24 protein-coding genes and 1 riboswitch are annotated in these 23969 nt (G+C 47.9%); of the genes, 16 read left to right on the forward strand and 8 right to left on the reverse strand.

The genetic code is table 11. The annotated features are described in order from the left end of the window. Window positions 1-17 precede the first annotated feature (17 nt). The gene (locus I8U27_RS10680) at window positions 18-809 is read right to left on the reverse strand and encodes a DUF2797 domain-containing protein (RefSeq protein WP_181752054.1); all 792 of its coding nucleotides are present in this window, start codon (window positions 807-809) and stop codon (window positions 18-20) included. 809 nt (window positions 810-1618) lie between these two features. On the opposite strand from I8U27_RS10680, the gene I8U27_RS10685 reads away from it, so the two are divergent. Further along, window positions 1619-3022, forward strand: a complete 1404-nt coding sequence (locus tag I8U27_RS10685; RefSeq protein ID WP_181752055.1) for a 3' terminal RNA ribose 2'-O-methyltransferase Hen1 — start codon at window positions 1619-1621, stop codon at window positions 3020-3022. Between the two features lie 15 nt (window positions 3023-3037). After that, a complete protein-coding gene (locus tag I8U27_RS10690; protein ID WP_181752056.1) occupies window positions 3038-5578 on the forward strand; it encodes a polynucleotide kinase-phosphatase in 2541 nt (846 codons plus the stop codon). An 89-nt stretch (window positions 5579-5667) separates the two neighbouring features. On the opposite strand, the gene I8U27_RS10695 is transcribed toward I8U27_RS10690, so the two are convergent. Together I8U27_RS10695 and I8U27_RS10700 are read right to left on the reverse strand one after the other, a co-directional pair. Further along, window positions 5668-6882 (reverse strand): SPOR domain-containing protein, encoded by a 1215-nt coding sequence (locus I8U27_RS10695; protein WP_232345369.1) that lies wholly within the window; start codon window positions 6880-6882, stop codon window positions 5668-5670. Window positions 6883-7145: 263 nt separating this feature from the next. Beyond that, entirely contained in the window at window positions 7146-7949 is an 804-nt protein-coding gene (locus I8U27_RS10700) for an N-acetylmuramoyl-L-alanine amidase (protein ID WP_181752057.1), read from the reverse strand. A gap of 70 nt (window positions 7950-8019) precedes the next feature. Between I8U27_RS10700 and I8U27_RS10705 the strand changes: the two genes are divergently transcribed. Continuing rightward, window positions 8020-8196 carry a hypothetical protein gene (locus I8U27_RS10705; protein ID WP_181752058.1) on the forward strand — a complete coding sequence of 59 codons (177 nt, stop codon included), beginning with the start codon at window positions 8020-8022 and terminating at the stop codon, window positions 8194-8196. A gap of 163 nt (window positions 8197-8359) precedes the next feature. Here I8U27_RS10705 and I8U27_RS10710 read toward each other — a convergent pair whose 3' ends face one another. Next, the gene (locus tag I8U27_RS10710) at window positions 8360-9193 is read right to left on the reverse strand and encodes an alpha/beta hydrolase family protein (protein WP_181752059.1); all 834 of its coding nucleotides are present in this window, start codon (window positions 9191-9193) and stop codon (window positions 8360-8362) included. Between the two features lie 72 nt (window positions 9194-9265). Next, window positions 9266-9452, forward strand: a riboswitch (cobalamin riboswitch). Between the two features lie 163 nt (window positions 9453-9615). Here I8U27_RS10710 and I8U27_RS10715 point away from each other — a divergent pair. The 6 genes from I8U27_RS10715 (at window position 9616) to I8U27_RS10740 (ending at window position 13902) form a co-directional block, all read left to right on the forward strand. Then, on the forward strand, window positions 9616-10566 hold the full coding sequence (locus I8U27_RS10715) for an ABC transporter substrate-binding protein (protein ID WP_181752060.1): 951 nt from the start codon (window positions 9616-9618) through the stop codon (window positions 10564-10566). Next, complete coding sequence (locus I8U27_RS10720) at window positions 10566-11618, forward strand: FecCD family ABC transporter permease (protein ID WP_181752061.1); 1053 nt, start codon at window positions 10566-10568, stop codon at window positions 11616-11618. The genes I8U27_RS10715 and I8U27_RS10720 overlap by 1 nt, the downstream gene beginning before the upstream one ends. A gap of 14 nt (window positions 11619-11632) precedes the next feature. After that, on the forward strand, window positions 11633-12442 hold the full coding sequence (locus I8U27_RS10725) for a heme ABC transporter ATP-binding protein (RefSeq protein WP_181752062.1): 810 nt from the start codon (window positions 11633-11635) through the stop codon (window positions 12440-12442). A 55-nt stretch (window positions 12443-12497) separates the two neighbouring features. Next, on the forward strand, window positions 12498-13055 hold the full coding sequence (locus I8U27_RS10730; RefSeq protein WP_181752063.1) for a cob(I)yrinic acid a,c-diamide adenosyltransferase: 558 nt from the start codon (window positions 12498-12500) through the stop codon (window positions 13053-13055). A 71-nt stretch (window positions 13056-13126) separates the two neighbouring features. Beyond that, window positions 13127-13312, forward strand: a complete 186-nt coding sequence (locus tag I8U27_RS10735; protein ID WP_181752064.1) for an H-type small acid-soluble spore protein — start codon at window positions 13127-13129, stop codon at window positions 13310-13312. A gap of 230 nt (window positions 13313-13542) precedes the next feature. Further along, window positions 13543-13902 carry an arsenate reductase family protein gene (locus I8U27_RS10740; protein ID WP_181752065.1) on the forward strand — a complete coding sequence of 120 codons (360 nt, stop codon included), beginning with the start codon at window positions 13543-13545 and terminating at the stop codon, window positions 13900-13902. A gap of 83 nt (window positions 13903-13985) precedes the next feature. Here I8U27_RS10740 and I8U27_RS10745 read toward each other — a convergent pair whose 3' ends face one another. Both I8U27_RS10745 and I8U27_RS20620 read right to left on the reverse strand, forming a co-directional pair. After that, the gene (locus tag I8U27_RS10745) at window positions 13986-14507 is read right to left on the reverse strand and encodes a GNAT family N-acetyltransferase (protein ID WP_181752066.1); all 522 of its coding nucleotides are present in this window, start codon (window positions 14505-14507) and stop codon (window positions 13986-13988) included. A 45-nt stretch (window positions 14508-14552) separates the two neighbouring features. Next, a complete protein-coding gene (locus tag I8U27_RS20620; RefSeq protein ID WP_232345371.1) occupies window positions 14553-14759 on the reverse strand; it encodes a hypothetical protein in 207 nt (68 codons plus the stop codon). Window positions 14760-14941: 182 nt separating this feature from the next. Here I8U27_RS20620 and I8U27_RS21350 point away from each other — a divergent pair, with 182 nt between their 5' ends. Continuing rightward, window positions 14942-15040 carry an SgrR family transcriptional regulator gene (locus I8U27_RS21350; protein WP_374057925.1) on the forward strand — a complete coding sequence of 33 codons (99 nt, stop codon included), beginning with the start codon at window positions 14942-14944 and terminating at the stop codon, window positions 15038-15040. A 285-nt stretch (window positions 15041-15325) separates the two neighbouring features. Beyond that, complete coding sequence (locus I8U27_RS10755; RefSeq protein ID WP_181752067.1) at window positions 15326-17041, forward strand: M4 family metallopeptidase; 1716 nt, start codon at window positions 15326-15328, stop codon at window positions 17039-17041. Between the two features lie 50 nt (window positions 17042-17091). Here I8U27_RS10755 and I8U27_RS10760 read toward each other — a convergent pair whose 3' ends face one another. Continuing rightward, a complete protein-coding gene (locus tag I8U27_RS10760; RefSeq protein WP_181752068.1) occupies window positions 17092-18360 on the reverse strand; it encodes a CehA/McbA family metallohydrolase in 1269 nt (422 codons plus the stop codon). A gap of 367 nt (window positions 18361-18727) precedes the next feature. On the opposite strand from I8U27_RS10760, the gene I8U27_RS10765 reads away from it, so the two are divergent. The 5 genes from I8U27_RS10765 (at window position 18728) to I8U27_RS10785 (ending at window position 22879) form a co-directional block, all read left to right on the forward strand. Further along, window positions 18728-20020, forward strand: coding sequence for an ABC transporter permease (locus tag I8U27_RS10765; RefSeq protein WP_181752069.1), 1293 nt, complete (start codon window positions 18728-18730; stop codon window positions 20018-20020). Between the two features lie 19 nt (window positions 20021-20039). Next, a complete protein-coding gene (locus I8U27_RS10770) occupies window positions 20040-20948 on the forward strand; it encodes an ABC transporter ATP-binding protein (protein ID WP_181752070.1) in 909 nt (302 codons plus the stop codon). Beyond that, window positions 20932-21720 carry an ABC transporter ATP-binding protein gene (locus tag I8U27_RS10775; protein WP_181752071.1) on the forward strand — a complete coding sequence of 263 codons (789 nt, stop codon included), beginning with the start codon at window positions 20932-20934 and terminating at the stop codon, window positions 21718-21720. Before I8U27_RS10770 ends, I8U27_RS10775 begins: the two co-directional genes overlap by 17 nt. Further along, window positions 21668-22354 carry a TetR/AcrR family transcriptional regulator gene (locus tag I8U27_RS10780; protein WP_181752072.1) on the forward strand — a complete coding sequence of 229 codons (687 nt, stop codon included), beginning with the start codon at window positions 21668-21670 and terminating at the stop codon, window positions 22352-22354. The genes I8U27_RS10775 and I8U27_RS10780 overlap by 53 nt, the downstream gene beginning before the upstream one ends. A 126-nt stretch (window positions 22355-22480) precedes the next feature. Further along, complete coding sequence (locus I8U27_RS10785) at window positions 22481-22879, forward strand: hypothetical protein (RefSeq protein WP_181752073.1); 399 nt, start codon at window positions 22481-22483, stop codon at window positions 22877-22879. A 30-nt stretch (window positions 22880-22909) separates the two neighbouring features. Here the strand turns inward: I8U27_RS10785 and I8U27_RS10790 are convergent, their stop codons facing one another. After that, window positions 22910-23962, reverse strand: coding sequence for a MerR family transcriptional regulator (locus I8U27_RS10790; RefSeq protein WP_181752074.1), 1053 nt, complete (start codon window positions 23960-23962; stop codon window positions 22910-22912). Window positions 23963-23969: the final 7 nt, after the last annotated feature.

Consider the following 23969-nt stretch of genomic DNA (forward strand, 5'->3'; position numbering starts at 1 on the left):
AAAGAGGAGAGCGAAAGTTACAGACGAAAGGCTACCTTGTAACCCGTGTGTTTCCTGACATGAAATACGCCCGTGTCCAGGATCAAATATTGTGCCTTGATCCCCGTTAACTTCCCTTTGATGACAGACTGTTTGTCCAGACTGAGGGAAGTGATCTTTTCCGGAGTGGTGATATGGGGATAACGGAACTCGTGCAACTCAGGTTCTTCAATCAGATACTTTTTATATTCCGACGGCAGTTGATCCAGCAGGTCCGCTTTGATCTGAAAAAGGTCATGATCGGCGGTTTCATTTTTCAACATTTTACGCCAGTTGGTTTTATCCTTGATAAACCGGGCCAGATAAACTTCAATTTCCCCTGCCGTTTTGCGGGCGGGAACCTCCAGAAAAGGAATTGCCCTGACAGCTCCCTGATCAATCCAGCGCTTTAACATATTGGTTTTGCGTGTGATACCCACTTTCACATCACTGCTGAGAGCCAGATAAACGATGTGCGGCTGCATACAATGACGGTCCCCAAACCGGCTGTCCCGGCATGTTCCCTTATGATAGTGGCACAATTCCGGTTTGACAATACACAGATCGTTTTCCGGCAGTTGAATCAAGCATTTATAACAATATCCATTATTGTAGGTCTTTTTTATTTTACGGCCGCAATGGCAACAAGCTTTTTCATCCAAAAAAGCAATTTCAATCTCTTCTCCCAGATGTTGATTGAGAGAAACGGGTGTATGATTAAATTCGGCATAATAGTTTACCGGATCGGAAGGCTCATGCCGTAACGAAGTCAGATAGCCGATATATTCCAAATGAACGCCCCTCCTTATCTGCAAGCGGGATGTTGGTAACAACAAACTATTCAACTATTATATCACGAACGAGAGCCGAAATAGTTTATATTGCCAGATAGAGTAAAAATAATAGTAGAATGGCAGGGTTATGCTTTTGGCAGAACAGATATCTGATCACAGAACTCTCATGACTTAGCGGCACAACCCGGGGATGAAAGCTTAATCATGCCGGGGAGGCAGGTTTTCAGGGAAACGATTTTTGGCGACCGACCGAGCGGAAAAAACGGAACAAGGGAAAAAGCGAGTCAATCCTCCCTTGAATTCACTTCCCACCCCTAATGCCTGCACCCTTGTGTAGTTTTTGGAGCGGCCATTTCTACTTCCTCGCAGTTGCGATGCATAGATACAAACATCAGTCTAATGAGTTGAAAAATTTGCTCAATCACGTTTATTTATAAAAGTTATGGGTAATATTAGAACATAGGAAATAGATTTTAAAAAAATATTATTTTCGTGAAACCTATGAGCCGAATCGAACGTTTATATATTACAAATTGAACATTGAAAAGCGTGTTTATCAGTTTCATCTGTTCCTGTATGAAATACTGATTAGATTTCATATAAGAGATTTATCTGAATCATTAAAGTTTGCGATACCCTCCCATTTATCGATAAAACGTTTGACCCCCTTGAGCAAAAGGCTGGCAAAAAACGCCGGTCTTTTTGCTTTTTTTTCGGGAAAAATAGCAGGAGTTTACTCACATCTATAGAATATAAATACTTTTAGTTGAAAAAGTAGAGAACTTGAAGTTTAGGTGAGGGGAACTATGTTACTGACGATTACATATCAAGGGTGGCCGGCGACGGATCTTGGGTACTTGTTACATAAGAATCCACAACGGGTACAGACTTTTTCTCTATCCTATGGGGAAGCCCATGTGTTTTACCCGGAAGTGAGTGAAGAACGTTGCACGGCAGCTCTGGTGTTGGATATAGATCCGGTTGGATTGGTCCGGGGCCGCAAAAAAGGGGCCAATGAAGGGTTTACGATGGAGCAATATGTGAATGACCGTCCCTATGTCGCTTCTTCATTTTTAAGTGTGGCGATTGCCCGGGTGTTTGGCACTGCGCTGGCGGGAAGGAGCAAAGAGAGGCCAGGGCTGGTGGAGCAAAAACTTCCTCTGGAAGCGCATTTGTCTGTCATTCCCTGCAGAGGCGGGGAGCAGATGCTTCGCCGGCTGTTTGAACCACTGGGCTATGAACTGGAGATGGAAGCGGGATTGCTGGACGACCAATTTCCTGATTGGGGGATCAGTCCCTACTATAGTGTCACCATTCGGGGAGATGTCCGCTTGAAAGATCTCCTTTCCCATCTTTATGTTTTGATTCCCGTGCTTGATAACGAGAAGCATTACTGGGTGGGCGAGGACGAGTTGAAAAAGCTGCTGCGCCACGGAGAAGAGTGGTTGTCTGAGCATCCCGAGCGGGAGTTGATCGCAACCAGGTATCTGAAGTACCGGCGCAAATTGGCACGAACGGCCATGGAGCGGTTGATGGACCAGGAAACGGCTGTTACCGGGGAAGAGGAGCAGAAGGAGGAACAGGAAGCAGGGATTGAGAAGCCGCTCAGCCTGAACGAACAGCGTTTACAAGCAGTCAGCCGAACGCTGATCGGAAGCGGAGCAACCCGTATCCTGGATCTGGGGTGCGGGGAAGGGAAATTGATTCGCCTTCTAATGAAAGAGCGACAGGTTAAAGAGATTGTCGGTATGGATGTGTCGGCCCGTGCCCTTATGATCGCACAGGAACGGCTTCATCTGGACTGCCTCTCTTCTGCACAGGCGGAAAGAGTTCAGCTGATCCAGGGTTCTTTGCTCTACCGCGACGAGCGTCTCTCCGGGTTTGAGGCTGCGGCCATGGTAGAAGTAATCGAACATTTGGAGCCAAATCGTTTGAAAAGTTTTGAACGGGTGTTGTTTGAATTCGCTAAACCGGGAACCGTTGTTTTAACTACACCTAATGTAGAATACAATGCTAAATTTGAAAACCTGCGGGCAGGGAAGTTCCGCCATTCGGACCATCGCTTTGAATGGACACGGCTTCAGTTTCAGGAATGGGCAAACCGTGTTGCAGACGAGCATGGTTACAGTGTTTCCTTCGCTCCCATCGGCCCTGTGGACGAGCAAGTAGGCCCTCCTACACAGATGGCTGTTTTTACGCAGATTTCCTAGTACGGAGTGTTTGTGATGAATATAAAAATACCTGAACTTTCGCTGGTAATCCTGATTGGAGCTTCGGGATCGGGAAAATCGACCTTTGCGCAGAAACATTTTAAGAGAACGGAAATTTTATCGTCTGACTTCTTCCGCGGTATGGTTTCCGATGACGAAAATAATCAATCTGCCTCCGGAGCGGCATTTGAGGTATTGTATTTTGTCGCTGCGAAACGCCTGGCTGCCGGAAAGTTGACAGTGATTGACGCCACAAATGTACAAAAAGAAGGGCGCGAAAAGTTGCTGAAATTGGCCAGGGAATATCATTGTCTTCCCGTAGCGATCGTCTTTCATCTGCCGGAAAAAGTATGCCATGCCCATAACCAGACCCGGACGGATCGCAATCTTCCAGCCCATGTGATCCGCCGTCAGACGCAACAGTTGAGGCGGTCCCTGAAAGGGTTGAAACGGGAAGGTTTTCGCTATATTTATAAGTTTTCCTCTGTAGAAGAGCTGCAAGCTGTACAGATCAAGAGAGAACGGCTGTGGACGGATAAAAAAGAAGAAACCGGGCCATTTGATATCATTGGAGATATTCATGGCTGCTTTGACGAATTAAAGGAGTTATTAGGGAAATTAGGTTATCAGATGACAGGGGACGGTTGCCAGGCTCATCACCCTGAAGGAAGAAAAGCTATTTTTCTTGGTGATTTGGTTGACCGGGGGCCTGACACGCCTGCAGTCCTCAGACTGGTTATGAATATGGTTCGCGCCGGAAATGCTTATTGCGTCCCGGGAAACCATGATATGAAATTATTGCGAAAGTTGAACGGGCACAATGTTCAGGTCAGGCACGGACTGGAAATGACCTTGCAGCAAATGGAGCACGAACCGCCCGAGTGGATCGAGGAAGTTCGCCAGTTTCTTGACGGATTGGTCAGCCATTATGTGCTGGACCGGGGCAAATTAGTGGTTGCCCATGCCGGACTGAAAGAATCCCTTCAGGGCCGTGCGTCCGGCCGAGTCCGCGAGTTTGCCCTGTACGGGGAGACAACAGGGGAAGTGGATGAATATGGTTTGCCCGTGCGCTATCATTGGTCTGAAGAATACCGTGGCCGCGCGATGGTGGTATATGGCCATACCCCTGTCAGGGAGCCTGTTTGGATCAATGGCACACTCAATATTGATACAGGCTGTGTGTTTGGCGGAAAACTGACTGCCCTGCGCTATCCGGAAAAAGAAGTGGTCTCCGTACCGGCGAAACAGGTTTATGTCGAACCGGCGCGCCCTTTGATCGCTGAGGAAAATTTTTCCACATCACAGGACGCCGATCTTGTGTTGGATATCCAGGATATCTTAGAGCAGCGGATTTCTACCCGTCTATTGCAAAAACCGGTCAAGATTGAACAGGAAAATGCCATGGCGGCCCTGGAGGCGATGAGCCGTTTTGTGGTCGACCCCAAATGGCTGATTTATCTGCCGCCGACGATGTCCCCGACAGAAACTTCGCAGGAACCGGGATTGCTTGAACATCCCCGGGAGGCATTTGCTTATTATCGCGAGCAGGGAGTGCCACGGGTGATTTGCGAAGAAAAGCATATGGGCTCCCGGGCGATTGTGGTCGTATGCCGGGATGCAGAGGTGGCAAGAAAGCGCTTTGGCATTGAGGATGGTGGATGGGGGATTTGTTACACCCGAACCGGCCGCCGCTTTTTTCATGATCAGAACATGGAGCAAGTGTTGCTTCAGCGTCTTCGCCTGGCCATGGACAAGGCGGGATTCTGGGAAAAATTCGAGACGGGCTGGGCGTGCTTTGACTGTGAATTGATGCCGTGGTCAGCCAAAGCTCAAGAATTACTGCAGCAGCAATATGCAGCAGTCGGGTTTGCGGCAACCCGCGCTTTGTCGGAGACAGTTTCCCTGTTGGAGCGGGCAAAGGCGAATGGGAGGGAGGTTGGCCAATTGTATACACGTTACCTGCAGCGGCAGGAACAAAGTATGCGTTTCGTCGACGCTTATCGCCGTTATTGTTGGACGGTGGAAAGTGCCGATGACTTAAAATTGGCTCCTTTTCATCTCCTCGCCACAGAGGGCAAGGCCCATATCGATCGTGATCATGACTGGCATATGGAGAACATAAGGCAAATTTGTGCCTGTGATTCCGAAATATTGCTGGCAACCCGCTATCAAGTGATTGATGTCCATGATCCGGCCAGTGTGGAACAAGGAATCCGTTGGTGGCAGGAGATGACGGAGAGCGGGGGCGAAGGGATGGTCGTGAAGCCTCTTACCTTCATCACCAGGGGGGAACGCGGCCTGATCCAGCCGGCGCTCAAATGCCGGGGCAGAGAATATTTACGGATTATTTACGGACCCGAGTACACGACAGAAGAGAATTTAACCCGTCTTCGTGCCCGGGGATTGCGGAAAAAAAGGTCACTTGCAGTCCGTGAATTCGCGCTTGGCCTTGAGGCGTTGGAACGGTTTGTGGCTGGTGAACCGTTGCGCCGGGTACATCAATGCTGTTTTGGTGTATTGGCCCTCGAATCGGAACCTGTCGACCCCAGACTATAACAAAAAAATGCACCTGCCGAATCAGTGCGGCAGGTGCTGTTTCATGGGTGGAGAAAATGGTACTTTTTCGTTAAGCAGCTTTCAAAAAATTACTCATATACAATAAAGGCATCTGTAACGCCTGCATCCTTCACTTCCTGCAATCGGGCTTCGGCATTTGCGCGTTCCCGGTAGGCTCCTGCCTGTACCCGGTAATAGGTTTTCCCGGAGACGGTCACTTGCATGATGATACATTCAATGCCTTTTGATTCCAGATAAGCTTCCCGGTCTAAGGCGTTTTGCTTATCGCTGAACGAGCCGGCAATCACTTTGTACAGTTTCTCAGGATTGCTGCCGCCAAAATCATCGGTGGTAAAGATCACCCATGCATTTTGCAGATAGGCCAGTCCAAGTTTTTTGGCTGTCTCCGGGGTCAGGTCAATCCCGGCCGGATTTGCCACGTTGCGGCCGAACTGGTCTTTTCCGTTATTATATCCTTCATAATAGGCAGCGTAAGACTCGGGGATGCCCGGGTCTAATTGTTGTGTGGTACAGCACAATTTTGAATAAATCCGCCGCTTCGTATTATCGTCCCAGTAATTATCATCTGTATTCCAGGGACCTACTTCATCGACGCGAATGTCGTAGATCCATTGGCCGGTTGATTCTCGTTGGATATTGACTGTATATGGAGGATTGGGGTAGGTGTAATCCCAGCCCAGGTTGGCAAATTTCAGGTATTTATCAGGGAGGGCAACTTCAACGGCTCCGGGGGTATTGGGATTGTATTGCGTTGCATAAACACGGATGTTATTGACGGCAGCCTGTGTCCGCAGTTCCGTGATGCGCTTGACGCTTTCCCCGGCCCACCAGTTTTTGATGAACTGGCGAAACTTCGGGTATTGATCTTTCAACACCTGACGCACTTTTTTGTCGCTTTGCTGAAGAATTTGGTCATGGTGCTCGTTATAGCGCATCTCTTTCACTTTTTTTCTTTTTTCATCCATTGTCAGTTTGCGGTTTAAAATAAACTCATCTGACTCTTTCTTTAAATTTCTCAACGCTATAAACTCTTGTTCGGCAATCGCTTTTAATTGGGTGAGTTTGTCAGCGTTCAGGGACAAATCTTTTCTCATCTGCATAACATCCTGTTCAATGCCGGCGTCCCGGGTAAACAACAAGTAATGAAGAATGGACTTTTGTTTCCAGGGATCATTTTTTGCAGGAATGTCGTTTGCTTTGGCTGTATCGAGAGGGACCACTGCACTCATAAGTATGAATGTGAACAACACTAAAATGGAGATAGGACGGTACCGTTTTTTCATGCTTGTTCACCCCATTTATGTTTTCATCCAAGAGAATTATATATCAAAATAATATAAATCGTCTACAAAAATTTAAATGGTCACAATATTTTATCCGGTGTGCCGAGTTATTGAAAACAAGAATAAAATAGCACTCGCCCAACAAAACGGGTCGGGCGGGTGCTACGTTGCTGAAAGTTGTTTATAGTAAATATTTTAATTAAATGGGTAAAAATTACTTAAAAGGATGTTAACAACCAGGAGTCAGATTTCCCGGAAGAAGGTCAGCCCTGCGGAGTCTCGTCTTCCAGAATATAAGCGTCACTGATGCCTGCCCATTTCACTTCCTCCAGGCGTGCTTCCGCGTTGGCACGCTCACGGAATGCTCCCGACTGTACGCGATACCAGTCTTCGCCATTAAGGCTGACTTTTACGATGATGGAGTCGATCCCCTTCGTTGCTAAAAAAGATTTTCTATCCTCGGCATTTTGCCTGTTCTTAAAGGAGCCGGCGATCACCTTATAGAGGGTCCGGGTTTTTTTTTCTAAGGAAAGGGCTTTGGCAATCCCCTCTCCGATGGAAACGGCGAGATCATGAATAAAAGTGCTGTTATTTAACAGTTTCAGGTCTTCGGAAGTATCAATAAACAAATTTTCCAGTAAGATCGCGGACATCTCTGTTTCTCTTAACACGTGAAAGTTGGCCCGTTTTTTTCCGCGATCCCGGACCCCGTACTTCTTGCCAATGACATCCATCACTGTTTGATGAATGATTTGTTGTGCCCGGATGGTTGCTTGCGGGACTGTGCCATTAAAAATATAGCTCTCCCAGCCGGTTCCGCCGCCTGCGTTGATATGGATGGAACAAAAATAATCTGCATGATTGGAATTGGCAAAGTCTGTCCTTTGTTGCAAGCTGACTGTCTGATCTGTTGTTCTTGTCATCAGGATATTAACTTTATAATGATCAAGCAAATAATCGCGAACTTTCCGGGAAATCTCCAGCGTGAAATTTTTTTCCTGATAGCTTCCGTTTACAGCACCCGCATCATTTCCTCCGTGACCGGGGTCAATTACAACGGTTGGCATATGATTCACCTCGTTTTTTATTAATCTATGAAAAACAAGGTAAAAGAGTTTAGGCTAGCAGTCTACGAAAATGAAAATGGTAAAAAAGAAACCTCATCCCAGGGAAGACCACCCCCGGAATGAACGGTTGAAGCATGCCGGGGAAGCGGAAATCCGGGGAGCGACCTTTTGGCGACCGACCGAGCGGAAAAAACAGAGCAAGAGAAAAAGAGAGGCAACACTGCCTTGCCCCCGCTTCTCTGCCTAATTCCTGCGCCCCTTGTGCAGTTTTTGGAGCGGCCATCACTTACTTCCTTGCAGGTCACCGTTTGGGAGCGAGACAGAATTCTGCCCTCCCCCCTGTGATACACAACACTTTCACAGAAAAAGAAAAGACCGACACTGATGTGTACGGTCCTCTCTTAAGATTATCACAATGTCTTATTAAAAAAGCCGGCTGTTTTACGGATCGCTTCTTCAAGGAAGGGAGTCATACCGGTAAAGGGATGGACTGCCCCCATCGTGTGATTGGCACCCGGTATGACATGGAGGGTCGCTTGAGGGGCCGCGTCGGCCATCTGCTGCGCTCCTTCCGGGAATCCGGGAAGATCCTGATCGCCCTGCATAATCAGCAGTGGACGATGAAATTCCCGCAGACGGGTTAATATGTTATAACGCTCTTTATTTGCCTCTATATCGTCCAGTACCTCCCGGTGGATCGGCATTTGCTGCCCCGTGCGGGCATTTTCGATATAGGCTGCCCCTTTCTCCCTGATTTCTCTGATTATTTCTTCGCTGAAAAAGTCGGTTCTATAAATACTGTTCCAGATAGCCACACTCCGGATTTCAGCATGATCAAGAGCGAAAATCAGACTGTTTCCTCCCCCGCGGCTATGCCCCATGATTCCCAAACGGTTGGGGTCGATTCTTTCCGCAAAAGGCAGGGCTTTCCTTTGCAATTGCCCGAGCAAAAATGACAGATCTTCCTGCTCCCGGCTGAACGTGAGACGGGCAAACTTGTCTAACTCGGTAAAGTGTTGCAGGTCCTCTCCGACTCCGTTCATGGAAAAGTTAAAGGTGATAACAGCAAATCCTGCCTCGGCAAGCCGCTCAGCAAGGACAGGAAAAAAGCCCCAATCCTTAAATCCTTTAAATCCATGGCAGACGAAAATCGCAGGGAAATACCCGGAACCCGCCGGAATGGTAACTTCCCCGCGGATCACCCGATCTTCTTTTCCCAATTCCAGGACAAATGATTGTTGCAAGAGGTCTCAGCTCCTTATTGCAAAACATGTAAATTGAATACCTTCCTCCTTTACTATATAATGAAGGCGAACGAAGTGAATAGTGGGCAAGATCTTTCTTTTCGGAAAGCGAAGAGGGAAGTCCGGTGTAAATCCGGCGCGGTCCCGCCACTGTGAATGGGGAGGATGGCTGCATGAAGCCACTGTCGGTGTTCGATGGGAAGGCGCGGCCAGACGAAGATCCATGAGCCAGGATACCTGTCTTGCCTGTCCACTTGCGTTCTCCTTCGAGGTAAAGGAGAGACGCGTGCGGCCCGGTCGCCCGTCGGCGGCTGTTTATTCGCATGCATATCTCTGCCCTGTGCCTCGAAAGCCACAGGGCTTTTTATGTTTATATTCCCGGAGAAAAGCGTCACACATCTTGGAGAGGAGAAGAGATTCGGGTGTTAAATCGCAGACTTTGGACTACTTTGTTCTCATTGTTGCTGATTTTCAGTCTGGCCGTGGCCGGTTGTACCCCGGCACCGGGAACTGACACAGCAGGTGCTCATACCCCAAAACAGCCAGGTTCGATCAAATATCCCATTCAGCTGAAGGATCAGGGCGGCAACCTTGTCACCATCGAAAAACAACCGCAACGGATTGTTTCACTGATTCCCAGCAATACGGAAATCGCCTATGCCCTCAATCTTGGCAAACAAATGGTCGGTGTCACGACCAATGATGATTACCCGGCCGAGGTAAAAAAATTGCCCAAGGTGGGCGACTTTAAAATAAACGTAGAAAAAGTGGTCGCCTTAAAGCCCGATTTGGTTCTGGCCAATGCGGCAAATGGCAAGGAAACCATTGATCAGCTGAAAAAATTGGGGATCCCTGTGCTGGTTCTGGATGCCCAAAGTATCAGGGATGTTTACAAATCCATAGACTTGGTCGGTGATGCGACTAACCGAACCCGGGAAGCGGACCAGTTAGTGGCACGCATGGAAAAGGAGAAACGGGATGTATTCACCAAATTGGCTGCTATTCCGCAGGAGAAGCGGCTCAAAGTATGGATCGAGATCTCGCCGGATCTTTTTAGTGCCGGCGGGGATACCTTTATGCATGAATTGGTTACGGTCGCTGGCGGGAAAAATGTGGCTGCAGACTTAAAAGGCTGGCCTCAGGTTTCAGCGGAACAAGTGGTTAAATGGAATCCTGATGTAATCATTTCCACCCATGGCGGCGAGCAAGAGATCTTAGCCCGCAAAGGTTGGGCGACGATTTCGGCCGTAAAAAATAAACGGGTCTATGCGATGGACCCCAACCTGACCAACCGTCCCGGGCCACGCATCACCGAGGGAATTGAGAAAATAGCCGTTGCCTTATATCCGGAACAATTCGGTGAGAAAAAATAATGATCGTACAGACATCAAGAGGGAAGAGATTCCTCTTTTGGAGCGGAGGATTATTCCTCTGCTTTCTTTTTTCTTTCTCAATCGCGGTTTCCCTGGGGAGTACAGAGATTGACGCCGGGACAGTCTGGAAAGTGATCCTGGTGCAACTGGGAGTGATCTCTGCAAAAGGGGGCGGATTTGACCCCGCTTCTGCGGCGATTGTCTGGCAATTGCGCTTACCGCGGGTATTGCTGGCAGCTGCGGTGGGAGCAGCACTGGCATTGGCGGGAACGGTTTTTCAGGGGCTGTTGAAAAATCCGTTAGCCGACCCGTATATCCTGGGTGTTTCATCCGGCTCTTCCGTCGGTGCTGCCCTGGTGATGGTCACCGGTTGGGGATTGGGACGGCTGGGGGGATGGACCATTTCCGCTTTTTCTTTTGCCGGTGGCTGTCTGGCCCTTTTATTGGTACTCCGGTTAGCAAAAACAGATATTCAATTGCGGACCGAATCCCTGATCTTGTCCGGAGTTGTGATTAACGCGTTTTTTGGAGCTGTTCTCACCCTCATCATCTCAGTTTCAGATGAAGAGATGCAGCGGATTCAGTTTTGGCTGTTTGGTAGCTTTACCCTGAAAGAATGGCAGCATGTTTGGGCTGTTGTTCCCGTGCTTTGTATTGCTTTTATTATTTCCTGGATCTTTAGCAGGGAACTAAACCTGTTTGCGTTGGGAGATCGATCCGCTTCGCATCTGGGAGTTTCTGTATTGCACGTCCGCCTGTTTCTGCTCATTGTCGCTTCCCTGCTTACCGCCGTTGCCGTTTCGGTCTCCGGGGCCATCGGTTTTGTGGGGCTGGTGATTCCCCACGTAATGAGGATGCTGACAGGAGCGGATCATCGCACATTGCTTCCCTTGTCTGCTCTTGCCGGAGCCATTTTTCTCATCTGGGGGGACTGTTTGGCCCGCTTGCTGATCAGCCCGGCCGAATTGCCGGTGGGTGTGATCACTGCCTTTGTCGGAGCCCCGTTTTTTGCCTGCATCTTGAAAAAAAATCAGCACAAACTGAGTGCCTAGCAGGGGGTTTACTGATGCTGTCAGCGAAAGGGTTGAAAAAATCTTACGGGGAAAGAGTCATCTTGGACAGAGTAGATCTTCGGCTGGAGCGGGGAGAATGTCTGGGTATTCTCGGACCCAATGGCAGCGGGAAAAGCACGCTGGTGAAACTGATAACGGGAGAAGAACGGCCTGACCAGGGAGGCATTTGGCTGGCAGAGAAAGAGTTGTCCGCTTATTCACCCAAAGAGCGGGCGAAAAAGATGGCCGTGCTGTCTCAGGAGAGCATCGGTCCGGTTCCCTACTCGGTCGAGGACGTAGTGAAAATGGGCCGGCACCCTTATCAGGGATCATGGCCCTGGCTTCGTCCCGCAGACAACAAAATTGTGCAAGATGTGATGAAGGAAACGGATGTCTTTCCTTTACGGGACCGCTTTGTTTCCCAACTGAGCGGGGGAGAGCGGCAGAGAGTTGCCATAGCTAAAGCGATGGCACAGGAGCCAGAGTTGCTTGTCTTAGACGAACCCACCACTTACCTGGATATTCAGTATCAACTGGCCATCCTCGATTTGCTCAAGTCCTGGCAGGAACGTAAACAACTGGCCATTCTGATCGTTTTGCATGATTTAAATTTAGCGGCCCAGTACTGTGACCGTCTGCTTCTTTTAAAAGAAGGAAGGACAGTGAAAGCGGGAAAGCCTGAAGAAGTGATTCAGCCCGCCTGGATTGAAGAAGTATACGGGGTGAAACCACTGGTTATTTACCATCCCCAGCTGCAGGTTCCGCAAGTGTTCTTGCAATCCAACCGAAAAAACAGTCTCACTCTTCACCATTATCATGGTTAACCGCTCTCCATGCGAATAAAGCTTTAAACTATTTCTCTTGAAAGGGACGATGGGAATGAAAATCTACACACGTACTGGTGATGAAGGGAAAACAGGAGTAATTGGAGGCCGGATCCATAAGGATGATATTCGTGTCGAGGCGTACGGAACGGTGGATGAAGTGAATGCGTTTATCGGTGAGGCTATTGTCCGTATGGACCCCAAAGTCCATCAGGATATTATCACTGACCTTACTGAAATTCAGCATGAATTGTTTGACGCTGGCGGAGACCTTGCCCAGGCCGGAAAAAAACGACAGTATAAGGTGACGGCTGAGATGGTCACCCGTCTGGAACAGCTGATTGACAGATATGACGCCGAATGCCCGCCCATCCAGCGTTTTATTCTCCCCGGCGGTTCTGCGGTTTCGGCAGCTCTCCATGTTTGCCGGGTCCTGACCAGACGGGCTGAGCGAAGAGTTGTGACGCTAAGCCGTGAACAGGAAACCAATGACGAGGTTCGCCGTTACTTAAATCGTCTGTCCGATTTCTTTTTCACCATCGCCCGCACCGCCAATGTCCGCGCCGGTGTCTCAGATGTAGAATATAAACGGAGCGGCCAGGTTTTCAGATAAAATCTTGTTGGAATCATTTTCTTCCCTTTGACGCACAATAACGGCAAAACCGTGCAAAAGGGGGAAACAGGATGGATATCCAACGGGCGAATCAAATTGTAGAATCGCCGGAAAAGATCAAAGTGACATACCAGGGAGTCCCTGTCTGGATTCAAACCATTGATGACGGAAACCAAACGGCCAGGGTATACCCCGAAGCCAATCCTGAGGATGAAAAGACAGTGCCAGTCCGGGATTTGCAGGAAACAACCCATTAACCGACCGAACATGCTGAGCTCCTCTCTAATTCAAGATGGGAGCTCTTTTTTAATTTGGAAAAGATTTGATTCTTTCAAGTGTGATATAATAGCTGTATTTCTTAAGCAAGTCAGGGAGTCTTTCCGGTTTTAGAATGAAAGAACGGCAAAAACGGGGAGGTTTTCTCTGTCAGGTTTCGGGAAAAACTTTAGCTGTGAAATGAAGCTTGACCCAATAAGGAGGGATCATGTTGGCACTTGTGATGTATCTCTATCCAAAATGCGGAACTTGCCGTAAAGCGAAAAAATACCTGGAAGAACATGGGGTATCATTTACCGAAAAAAATATTGTGGAAGAATCTCCTTCCCGCGAACAACTGGCAGAGATGGTGGCAAAGAGCGGCCTGCCCGTACAGAAGTTTTTCAACACCAGTGGAATGAAATACCGGGAGCTGGGGCTGTCTAAGAAATTAAAAGGGATGAGCGATGATGAAAAGCTGGACCTTCTCGCTTCCGACGGAATGTTAATCAAACGTCCCATCACCACAGATGGCGAAAAAGTAACCGTTGGCTTTAGAGAAGAAACATTTGCCGATACATGGGTGAAATAAAGGATAATAAGAACAGAAGCCAGTCCTTCGTGGTTCGGGCCGAAGGACTGGCTTCTATAGTCAGTTTAAAAATGGCTAAAAAATTATCCTGATTTGTGTAACAGCTTGTAGTAAAATACGGTTTCATGCAGGAGTCCGTCCGCTGACCTAGCGTACTGTGGAATCCGGCCCGCCTCCCTGAACCCGAGAGAACGATATAAAGAATTGGAAGGGTCACCGGCTCGGGTATCGAGGACTAGCAGGGACCGATTTTCCTGAATCGCCGTTTGTTCCGCTACTGTCATCAACCGTCGTGCTATGCCCATCCGCCTGCTTTGTGGATGGACCATCAATTTGGCTATTTCTGCCCGGTGGGTTCCGTTCTGAGTTGTGCTGAGATGGAGTTGTACCGTGCCAACGATTTCTCCGTTGTGCCGTGCGACCCACAATCTTACTGTCGGCGCTGGAACACCTTGCCAATAGGAAAGAGAATCGTCTTCGCGCAGTGGCGGCAAAAATCCAATGGAGGCTCCATCCTCCACGACTGCAATAAGCAGGGAGGCACAGGAGTGCAAATCTTGTGTATTCCATTCTTTAATCTCGCTGATTTGTAGTGTGTTTTGCAAAATAATTCCTCCCAATTGTTATTTTTGAAATTTATGTTAGGTAATTTAACATATTTCTCTCTCTTCCCGGGGATCGTTTTGATTAAAATTTGGAGCAAGAACCGGCAACTGTTGCCAGAGGTTCGATAAATCATCTGTTTTCCAAAGACGGGTTCTTACAAAAACAGTAACCACCAAGAGATTGAGAATCGCGGCTGCCAGAAATACAGAATTGCCTCCCCACCATAAGATCATCCATCCGGACAGATACATTGCATTACATTCCCATACTCTAATTGTAAGGTCCTGATAGAGTGAAAAAAGGGTAAAGATTCCGGGGGAAATTTCAACTTTTGCGAAGCCGGACAGAAATGAGGTTGACCTATACGATGCAGGCAGCAATTTAATATCTCACTCTGAGGAAAGCCTATTCTGACATATCGGAAGGAGTTCCCATACGGGTCTCCATGGAGGAACTCTCGAAACTTCTCTATTGCACTCCCCGTAACACAAAATTGATTATTAACAAGCTTGTGCGGAACCAATGGATCTAGTTTGTTCCTGGGCGAGGCAGGGGAGACTTGTCCCGTCCCTCTCTTCGGGGGACAGGGCTGACTTCGCACGGGTGGGTTACATTCAAGGATCTGTGGTACAAACCAGATGAGGCTGTTCATTTTTTGGACACTCACAGGTAACGAATGGAATAAAGGGCTAGTAATATAAAAATAGTTCAATTAATCAAAATATATTTGACAATCATAATAATATTTAATAAATTATAATTGTTAATAAAAATATTAACATAACACATAATAGAGCCGTTTTAAAGGAGTGATTTTGTGAACAAGGCTTTTTCGTCGGTCCTCGCTCTGGCTCTTCTGATCGGAACCGCTATTGTACCGGGACAAGCTTTTGCAGATCCGCCTTCAGTGCAAAAGGACAAGTCTCTGAATCAATTCAGAGCGAAAAGCAACGGCAAATTAAAAGTTATTTATCAAAAGTCAGGGACGCCTGAGTTTGTGTCAGGAGTGTTGTCTGACAGACAAGCGGGAAGTAATGCGGAAACAGCAGTCGCTTTCCTGGAGCGGAACCGGGACTTTTTCCGGATGAAAAATCCTGAATCGGACTTGAAAGTGAAAGGTACGGAAAAAGACGTCCTGGGGATGACTCACGTTCGTTTCCAACAGATGAAAAATCATGTACCGGTTGACGGGACGGAAGTGCTTGTTCACTTTGATGCCGGGAATGTGGTCCGGACAGTGAATGGCTCCTTTGATTCCAAAATAGACAAGATGACGTTTGATACAACGGCCGACATATCGAAAGAGTCGGCTCTGGCAACGGCCAAAGAGGCGGTGGCGGCACCGGAAGTGCTGAGTTATAAGCCGACCGTCGAATTAGTAGTCTATCCTTTTAAAGAAGACTATTATCTGACTTATAAAGTGAATGTGAACTTTTTAGGACAAAGTCCGGGTAACTGGTTTGTATATGTAGACGCGAAAACGGGTAAAGTGGTGGACAAGTACAACGCCCTGATGGATGCGGGGCAGTTGAAGCCGGCCCGCGGATCGGGAATTGGCGTGAAGGGGAATCACCGCATTTTGAATATTTCCCATAAAAATGTTCCGGGTGATCATACCGGCTCCACTTTCTATCTCCACGATATTTCACTGCCGGCGATGGATGGGATTTTAACTTATGACTTCAAGAATCAATGGAGATCTGATACGATTCCATTGCCGGGCGAGCTTTTCACTGACAAGGATGCCGCCTGGAAAGATGATTATCAACGGGCCGCGGTCGATGCGCATTATAATTCCAAAATGGTTTATGATTACTATCTGAAGGAACACGGCCGCAACTCCATTGACGGTAAGGGAATGGCAATTAAATCAACGGTTCACTACGGACAGGACTATAATAACGCCTTCTGGAACGGCTATCAAATGACGTACGGGGATGGCGACGGGAAATTTTTTATTCCTTTGTCAGCCGGACTGGATGTGGCCGCTCACGAAATGACACATGGTGTGACCACCCATTCTGCCGGTCTGCTGTACCGCTTCGAGTCTGGTGCACTCAATGAAGCATATTCGGATATCTTTGGTGCACTCATTGATGCAGACGATTGGGAAGTGGGTGAGGATATTATGGCACCTGATGCGATCACATCCGGCCGTACTTCCCTCCGAAGCCTTGAGAATCCGAACAAGTATAAGGTAAATGAAGCATACTGGCAATACGGTGACGGTTCCGGTACCTATCCCTCTCACATGAGCCAATTTTATCACCTTCCGATCACTCTTGATAACGGAGGAGTACATGTCAATTCCTCCATTATCAATCACGCGGCCTATTTGACCGGGAAACAGATCGGAAAAGAGAAGCTGGGTAAGATTTACTATCGCACTCTTACGATGTACCTGACTCCTGATTCCAACTTCAAGGATGCGCGCATCGCCACCATTCAGGCGGCAACCGATTTGTATGGCACTGACAGTGCAGAGGTGCAGGCAGTGGCCGCTGCCTTTGATCAAGTTGGTATCACAGAATGATCGGTGTTAAATATAAGCCGGCCCGACTGATCCCGGGCCGGCTCTTTCATTTACTCCTTTGTGTTGAAATAAATCGGATTGCTGATGGTGACAGGCAGGTAAGCATCAATCACATCGGGAATGTTAAATTTCCGCCATACTTCTGCACGGAGGAACTTTTCGTTTTTCACTTCAACTTGATAACGTTGTATATTTTCTGTGGCGATATGTTCTGCTGCCAGCCCCCGGTTCGTGTAAAAGCGAATATGATCACCCTCTGCCAGGCCCGTAAACGCTGTATTAATGTTTCCTTCCTTGACGCACGCCTGATCGCCCATCATTTTATCCCGGTATCTCAGATGGACGGTCGGGGCTTCTGGGGCATAGGTGATAAAGGTATGCCCTTGCCTTAAAGCCTGCAAAAGAGACGAGGTGTCGCGGCCTTCACTATAAATCCAGGTGGTCGGAAAACCGTGCCTGATAAAAGGATGGGGCCGGTGAACATCGCTGCCGCCGACTGCGACAATTTTTCGGCCCAGAGAAAGTTGCTGTTGCCACCAGTCCAGGGTTCTTTGATTATCCTCCCGCCAGGGGCCGTTCCAAATTTCGACGCAATCATAAGCAACATCCATGGACCATTCCCAGGGGCAAAAGGAGCAATGGGGATGATTTAACACAATCAGGGCACCGGACTGCCGGGCTTCCGCCACCTTGGCCAGGGCTTCCTCACTGGAGGAAACACGGAAATCCCGAACCGGATCAGCCACACCGAGAAAATTGCAATGCCCGTGATGAGTGGTGAACTCCATTCCGGCGATAAAGACGATGTTGTTCTCTTTGGGAAAACAAAAGTTCTGGCTCACAGTGTTGTGGTCAGTCAGCGCGATAAAGTCAAGCTGATGCTTTTCGGCGATACTCACAACTTCTTCCAATGAATACATGCCGTCACTATGATTGCTGTGGGTATGCAAGTCCCCTTTATACCAGCGCGGCTCCCGCATGGTAAACTGAATCGTGATTTTCACTTCACATCCGGTTTTGGCGATCTTATAGCCTCCAAGCAACACTGCCCATTCCCCCGGTTTTAAGGAGCCGGGAAGGTAACCCGGCGTTGCTTTTTCCACTGTGAGATAAAAGCTTTTGCGTGCTCCCCCGCTCCAGCCCCTTACCCGGCTGTCATCCCGAATCCCCAGATCAACAACGGAAGTAACGGCTCCTTTATCAATGATTTCGTATGCGACATCAATCCGCTCCGTCTTTTCCGGCATCGGGAAGGGAACTTCGAGATAGCGGCCTTCCTCTTCCTTCGTAATCGCTTTGCACAGAGTGATCTCGTACATTTTCTATTTCTCCTTCTGAAGCGGGAAATATCAAGATAGATGCAAAAATATATCATATATTTATAGACAAAGCGGGTGAAAAGGTTCTTTGTTTCAAGATTAGTGATTTTGCAATTATTTATAAATCTATTTTATAAGATTTTATCATTCTGATGAAAATGAACTTGATAAATCTATCATAAACATTCTTTGTAAATCACATGAATAAGTTTGATTAATCTTTTGTTTATTCGCTGGATTTAATTGAATCGTTTGGAGCGAAAGAGAGAGTAATCACTCACTTTTTGTTGACATCACCTGCTTGTCTTTCATACGATATAAGTGAGTAATCACTCACTTACCAACCGTCGTTAAGGAGGGCTCGGTGATGTGGGAGAGAATTGGTGCCCTAGTGCGCAAAGAGTTTATCCAGATGAAGAGAGACCGGCGGACGCTGGCGATGATGCTGCTTCTTCCTGTCATCTGGTTGATTGCTTTCGGGTATGCAGTTAATTTTGATGTCAACACCATTCATTGTACAATTGTCGATCATGCGCAAAATGAAGAGAGCCAAAAAGTAAGGGAACAAATGACTCAAGAGGAAGGGTTGGAGATTGTTGAGGCGGAGGACGAGCAGACGGCTTACCGGAGACTCGAGCAGGGAACAACCGATGTCGCCATTATCTTTCCGAAAAACTTCAAACTGCTCGCGAAGTCAGAGGATGGGCAAATGCGTTTCCGGGTAGACGGGAGCCGTTTATTTACGGCCCAGTCAGCCATACGTGAACTGAACGGGATCCTGGGCGACTTGCAACAGGAAAATATGCAATCGCTGAAGGAAACGGTTCAAACAGCAGCGGGTCAATCACCGGAAGTTGCAGCTCAGTTGCAGATTCCTTCACATCCTGATCAGGCAAAAATTCCGCCGCAAGTCTGGAAAAGGATGGAGGAAAGCATCCGGGCAAAAGTGGAAGAGGCGATGGGTACGGCCACTGAGAAACAGTTGCAACAAATGGGGGATCTTTTGCCCAATCCGGACTATATGATCCCCAGGGTGGATGTGTTGTATAATCCGGATTTAAAGAGCGTGAACTATATGATTCCGGGATTGGTGGGTCTTGTTCTCATTTTTATCACCACCTTGATGACCGCACTGGGGGTGGTGCGTGAAAAAGAACGAGGCACTCTGGAACAGTTAATGGTATCACCCCTCAGCTCCTTTGAACTGATCCTGGGAAAACTGTTGCCGTATATGATGATTGCTGTCATCGATTTCCTGGTCGTGCTGGGAGTGGGAATTTGGGTGTTTGAGGTTCCATTTACCGGAGATCTGGTTTCGTTTGCACTTGCCGCTTTTTTCTTTCTGGCAGGCTCGCTCGGGATGGGTTTACTGGTTTCTACTGTGTCGCAAAACCAGCAACAAGCGATGCAATTGGCTGTTTTGACACTCTTTCCCCAGATAATCCTTTCCGGTTTTATTTTCCCGTTGGAAGCCATGCCCTGGGGAATTCGCTGGTTATCTTACTTGATGCCGCTTACCTATTTTCTGCCGATCAGCCGGGATGTGTTTTTAAAAGGAATGAGCGCCTGGGACCATCCTCTATCTTTCGCTTTATTGGCTTTGTTTGGGATATTGTTCTTACTGATCGCCACGATACGCTTTCGCAAAAGTTTAACTTAACAGAGGAGTTGTGAAGGACATGTTTCAGTTTGAAGGGGTATCTGTGCGATATGGCAAAGAGACGGTGCTGCAGGATTTGTCCTTTTTGCTGGAGAGTGGACCGATTTATGGAATTGTCGGGCCGGACGGTGCTGGGAAAACTACTTTGCTTCAGTTGTTAGTCGGCTTGCTTTCCCCCACGGAAGGCTTTATAAAAAAGACGGAATCTGTGTCGATCGGGTTTGTATCTGAGCATTTTGGCCTGTACGAAGAGATGAGTTTGCAGGAGAACCTGCTTTTTTACGGGACATTACGCGGACTTCAGAGGATCGAAGCGGAGAAGCGAGCCGATGAGCTGCTGAAATGGGCTTCTCTGGAACCCTTTGCCGACCGCGCGGCGGGAAATCTTTCCGGAGGCATGAAACGAAAATTAGCCATCATTGCCGCGATTCTGCACCATCCTGCCTGCCTTGTCCTCGATGAGCCGACTCATGGAGTTGATCCTGTTTCACGACGGGAAATTTGGAGGCTGATTCAGGAGATTAAGCAAACCGGAACGACTGTGATCGTTTCGACTCAATATTTGGACGAAGTGCCGCAATGTGATGAAGTGCTGTTGCTTTTTCAGGGAAAACTGATGCAAAAAGAAAGCCCCCTGACGCTGGTGGAGCAATTTCCCTTTCGGGTATTTCGACTCGCCGGGATGCGGCGGCGAAAAACACGGGATTTGCTTTCCGTCAAACAGATCCCCGGCGTTGTTGATGCCTTTTTTCGCGGGGCGGATTGGATTTTACTGTGTGAAAAAGAACGGAAAATAACCAGACAATTGGAAATATGGAAAGAGAAAGAAGGTCTGGCACAAAAGCTGGAAAAGATTGAACCCTCGTTTGAAGATGTCTTTATTCACCTGATGCGGATGGGAGGAAAACCGGATGATTCAGCTTTATGAAATCACGAAAGAGTTTGGTACCTTCCGCGCAGTAGATGGTGTATCATTAACGGTGACCAAAGGAAAAATATTTGGATTGCTCGGTGCCAATGGAGCGGGAAAAACAACCTTAATCCGTATGATGTGCGGCATTTTGCCTCCCAGCGGAGGATCGGGACGGGTGATGGGCCATGATATGATCAAGGGGCAAAAAAAGATCAAACGGCAGATCGGCTATATGTCACAAAAATTTTCTCTCTACCCTGATCTGACGGTGAAAGAAAATATCCTGTTTTACGCCCGGCTGTACGGAGTTACTGATGTCCGGGGCCGTGTAAATGAACTGTTGGAGCTTTTCCAATTGCAAGAGAACAGTCACAAGAAGGTTTCCTCTTTGGGTGGCGGCATCCGGCAGCGGGTTGCCTTTGCCTCAGCCATCGTCCATTCGCCGCCTCTTTTATTTCTTGATGAGCCTACCAGTGGGGTAGATCCGCTCACCCGGAGATTGTTTTGGGAGCAGTTGTATGAGTTAACCGAACGGGGAACAACCATACTGGTCACCACTCACTATATGGACGAGGCGGAACGCTGTGATGAAGTAGGATTGATGAATGAGGGAAAAATGGTAGCGAAGGGCGGGCTGAATGATTTACAATGCTGTTTTGCGGACGCTCTGCAAAAAGAGAAGCCCTCTTTAGAAGATATCTTTGTCTATGTGATGACTGGACAAGGGGGATATGATGACGGAGAAGGACTGGGAAAAATGGGTCCGGATGATCGCCGACGAATATGATCTGGACCTGGGCAAAACCAATAAAGAAACCCTGAAACAAAAAAAGATCCTGGAAGCGGCAATCCATATTTTTGCCGAAAAAGGATTCAGCGGGTCGTCGACAAGTGAGATTGCCGAGCGGGCCGGAGTGGCCGAAGCAACCATTTTCAAACATTACCGCACCAAAAAAGGACTTTTGCTGCGCCTGGTCATTCCGGCCATTGCCAAGGTGGCAAGCCCCTGGATTACCCGTTCCGCATTGAAGATATTAGAACAGGATAAACCGTTTCGCGAAAGAGTGGAAGATGTTATTCTCGATCGGGTACTACTGATCGAAACCAACTGGAAAAAGATCAAAATTATCCTTGTTGAAAGCCTGTTTCACCCTGAATTGCGGGAAGCAATACAGACCCATGTCGCCAAAAGCGTGTTTCCGGTTATGTCAGAAAAAATCAAGCAGCTCCAGGCGGAGGGAGAGCTACGCCGGGACTTGCCCGACTATGTGCTCCTGCGCAGTGTGATATCTATGGCCATTGGATATCTGTTAGCCCGCAATGTTTTTCCGGAACAACTGGCACAGAGCGAGGAAAAGGATGAAATTAGCATGATTGCAGAGGTGTTGTTAAAGGGAGTTGGGGGAAGCCACGGAGATTGAGGGGAGCAGTAGAAAGCAGATGAAGGGAGAAACCGGCTTTGTCTGTTTGATTGGGCAACTGGTAATGACTCTGTGAAAAGGACAGATTGCTATGGCTCACTAAACAATACCTTGACAGACCCGTTCGTGTTTAAAAAAATAGTTTATTCACTGGAATACCTGCTGGGAGTAAAAGTTCTTGATTACAAAGAATATCGGGGAATTTGTTGCAGTTATTTTGAAGCAATTGTTGAGTACCGGAATGAGGTTATCTCTATCTGGCTTTTAAGAGATCAACCCTGGATTGTTTTTACATCCCATAGTAGCATATTTATCAATCACCCGCCATTGACAGGGGCGTTTCATTCGTACTATCCGGGGTATCGAATCCTCACTGCAGAAGAATTGAATGAGCCCCTGGAAATTCTGGTGAACAAAGATGGATTGCAGATCGGGAAAGAGCTTATTCATCATTTCAGCCTTTATGATATGAACTATTGGCAGCCGAAAACAGTCGGCGATGTGCTGTTCAATTGGTGGGACTAAAAAAGAAGCTGTTCTGGCGCAGCTTCTTTTTTAAGTTCCCTCTGCGTAAACAATGTGCAGGATATCATTGATCTGCTCTGTTTTCACTCGGAAATTTTCCTGTTGCAGCCAGGCTGACAGTCTGCTTTTGTCAGCATAGTACTCATCTTCAACACTCCGGACCACTTCTTCCTTTCCACGAGCCAGCCAGCCTTTGAGATAGGCTGACCGGGCCGCTTCATCTTCAAACATCAGATCCAAAATACAGATTCGCCCACCCGGTTTTAACACCCGGTTCATTTCTTCCAGAGCCATCATCTTTTGATCGTCGGTGAGGTGGTGGAGAGCATAACTGGTTACGACAAAATGAAAGGATTGGTCAGGATAAGGAATGGCAAGAAAGTTTCCGATCCGTGTCTCCAGCGCGGGCACTTTTTGCCTGCATACTTTTAACATTTCTTTTGACTGGTCAATCCCTTTCATTGTATAGCCGCGGGATACAAACCGTGCGGACAGATTTCCGGTTCCCACTCCGATCTCCAGTCCTGTTTCATGTGGCTGCGGCTTTGTCCATTCCAACACCAGATCGAGTCCCTTGTCATAATCCCGGTGAACGTCAAAATCTTCGGAGTGGCGCTGTACTTGTTGATCATAAGTTTGGGCCTGACGGTCAAAGTTCCACCGGTCCTCCCACTTGTTCCTTTCTGCCCGGGTATGCCTTGATTGTTCCGCCAGTTCCCATAATTTTTCCCAGCTCCCTGACTCTGTTGAATCGTAACTGTGAATCATCTGATCCAGCGTAGACAAAACCTGCTTCATCCGGAGCCATTCCGTGAACAGTACGGACTGCTGTAATTGCAGGTAGTATAGAACTTCCTCGGGCTCACCTTTGTCCATCTCATCCAGCACCTGCTTGATCTTTTCGATCGGCATCCCCACTTCCCTGAGTGCAATGATCGTTTGCAAACGCCAGGCTTCTTTTTCACTGAAAATACGGTATTGATTGGATTGGTCTTTTTTTGGGGAAATTAAGCCTTTTTCCTCATAAAAGCGAATGGTTCGCGGAGTCACTTTCAGCCGTCGGGCGATCTCTTGAATAAGCAAAGAATCT

The organism is Paenactinomyces guangxiensis (assembly GCF_016055185.1).
In the GTDB taxonomy this organism is placed as follows: Bacteria; Bacillota; Bacilli; order Thermoactinomycetales; family Thermoactinomycetaceae; genus Paenactinomyces; species Paenactinomyces guangxiensis.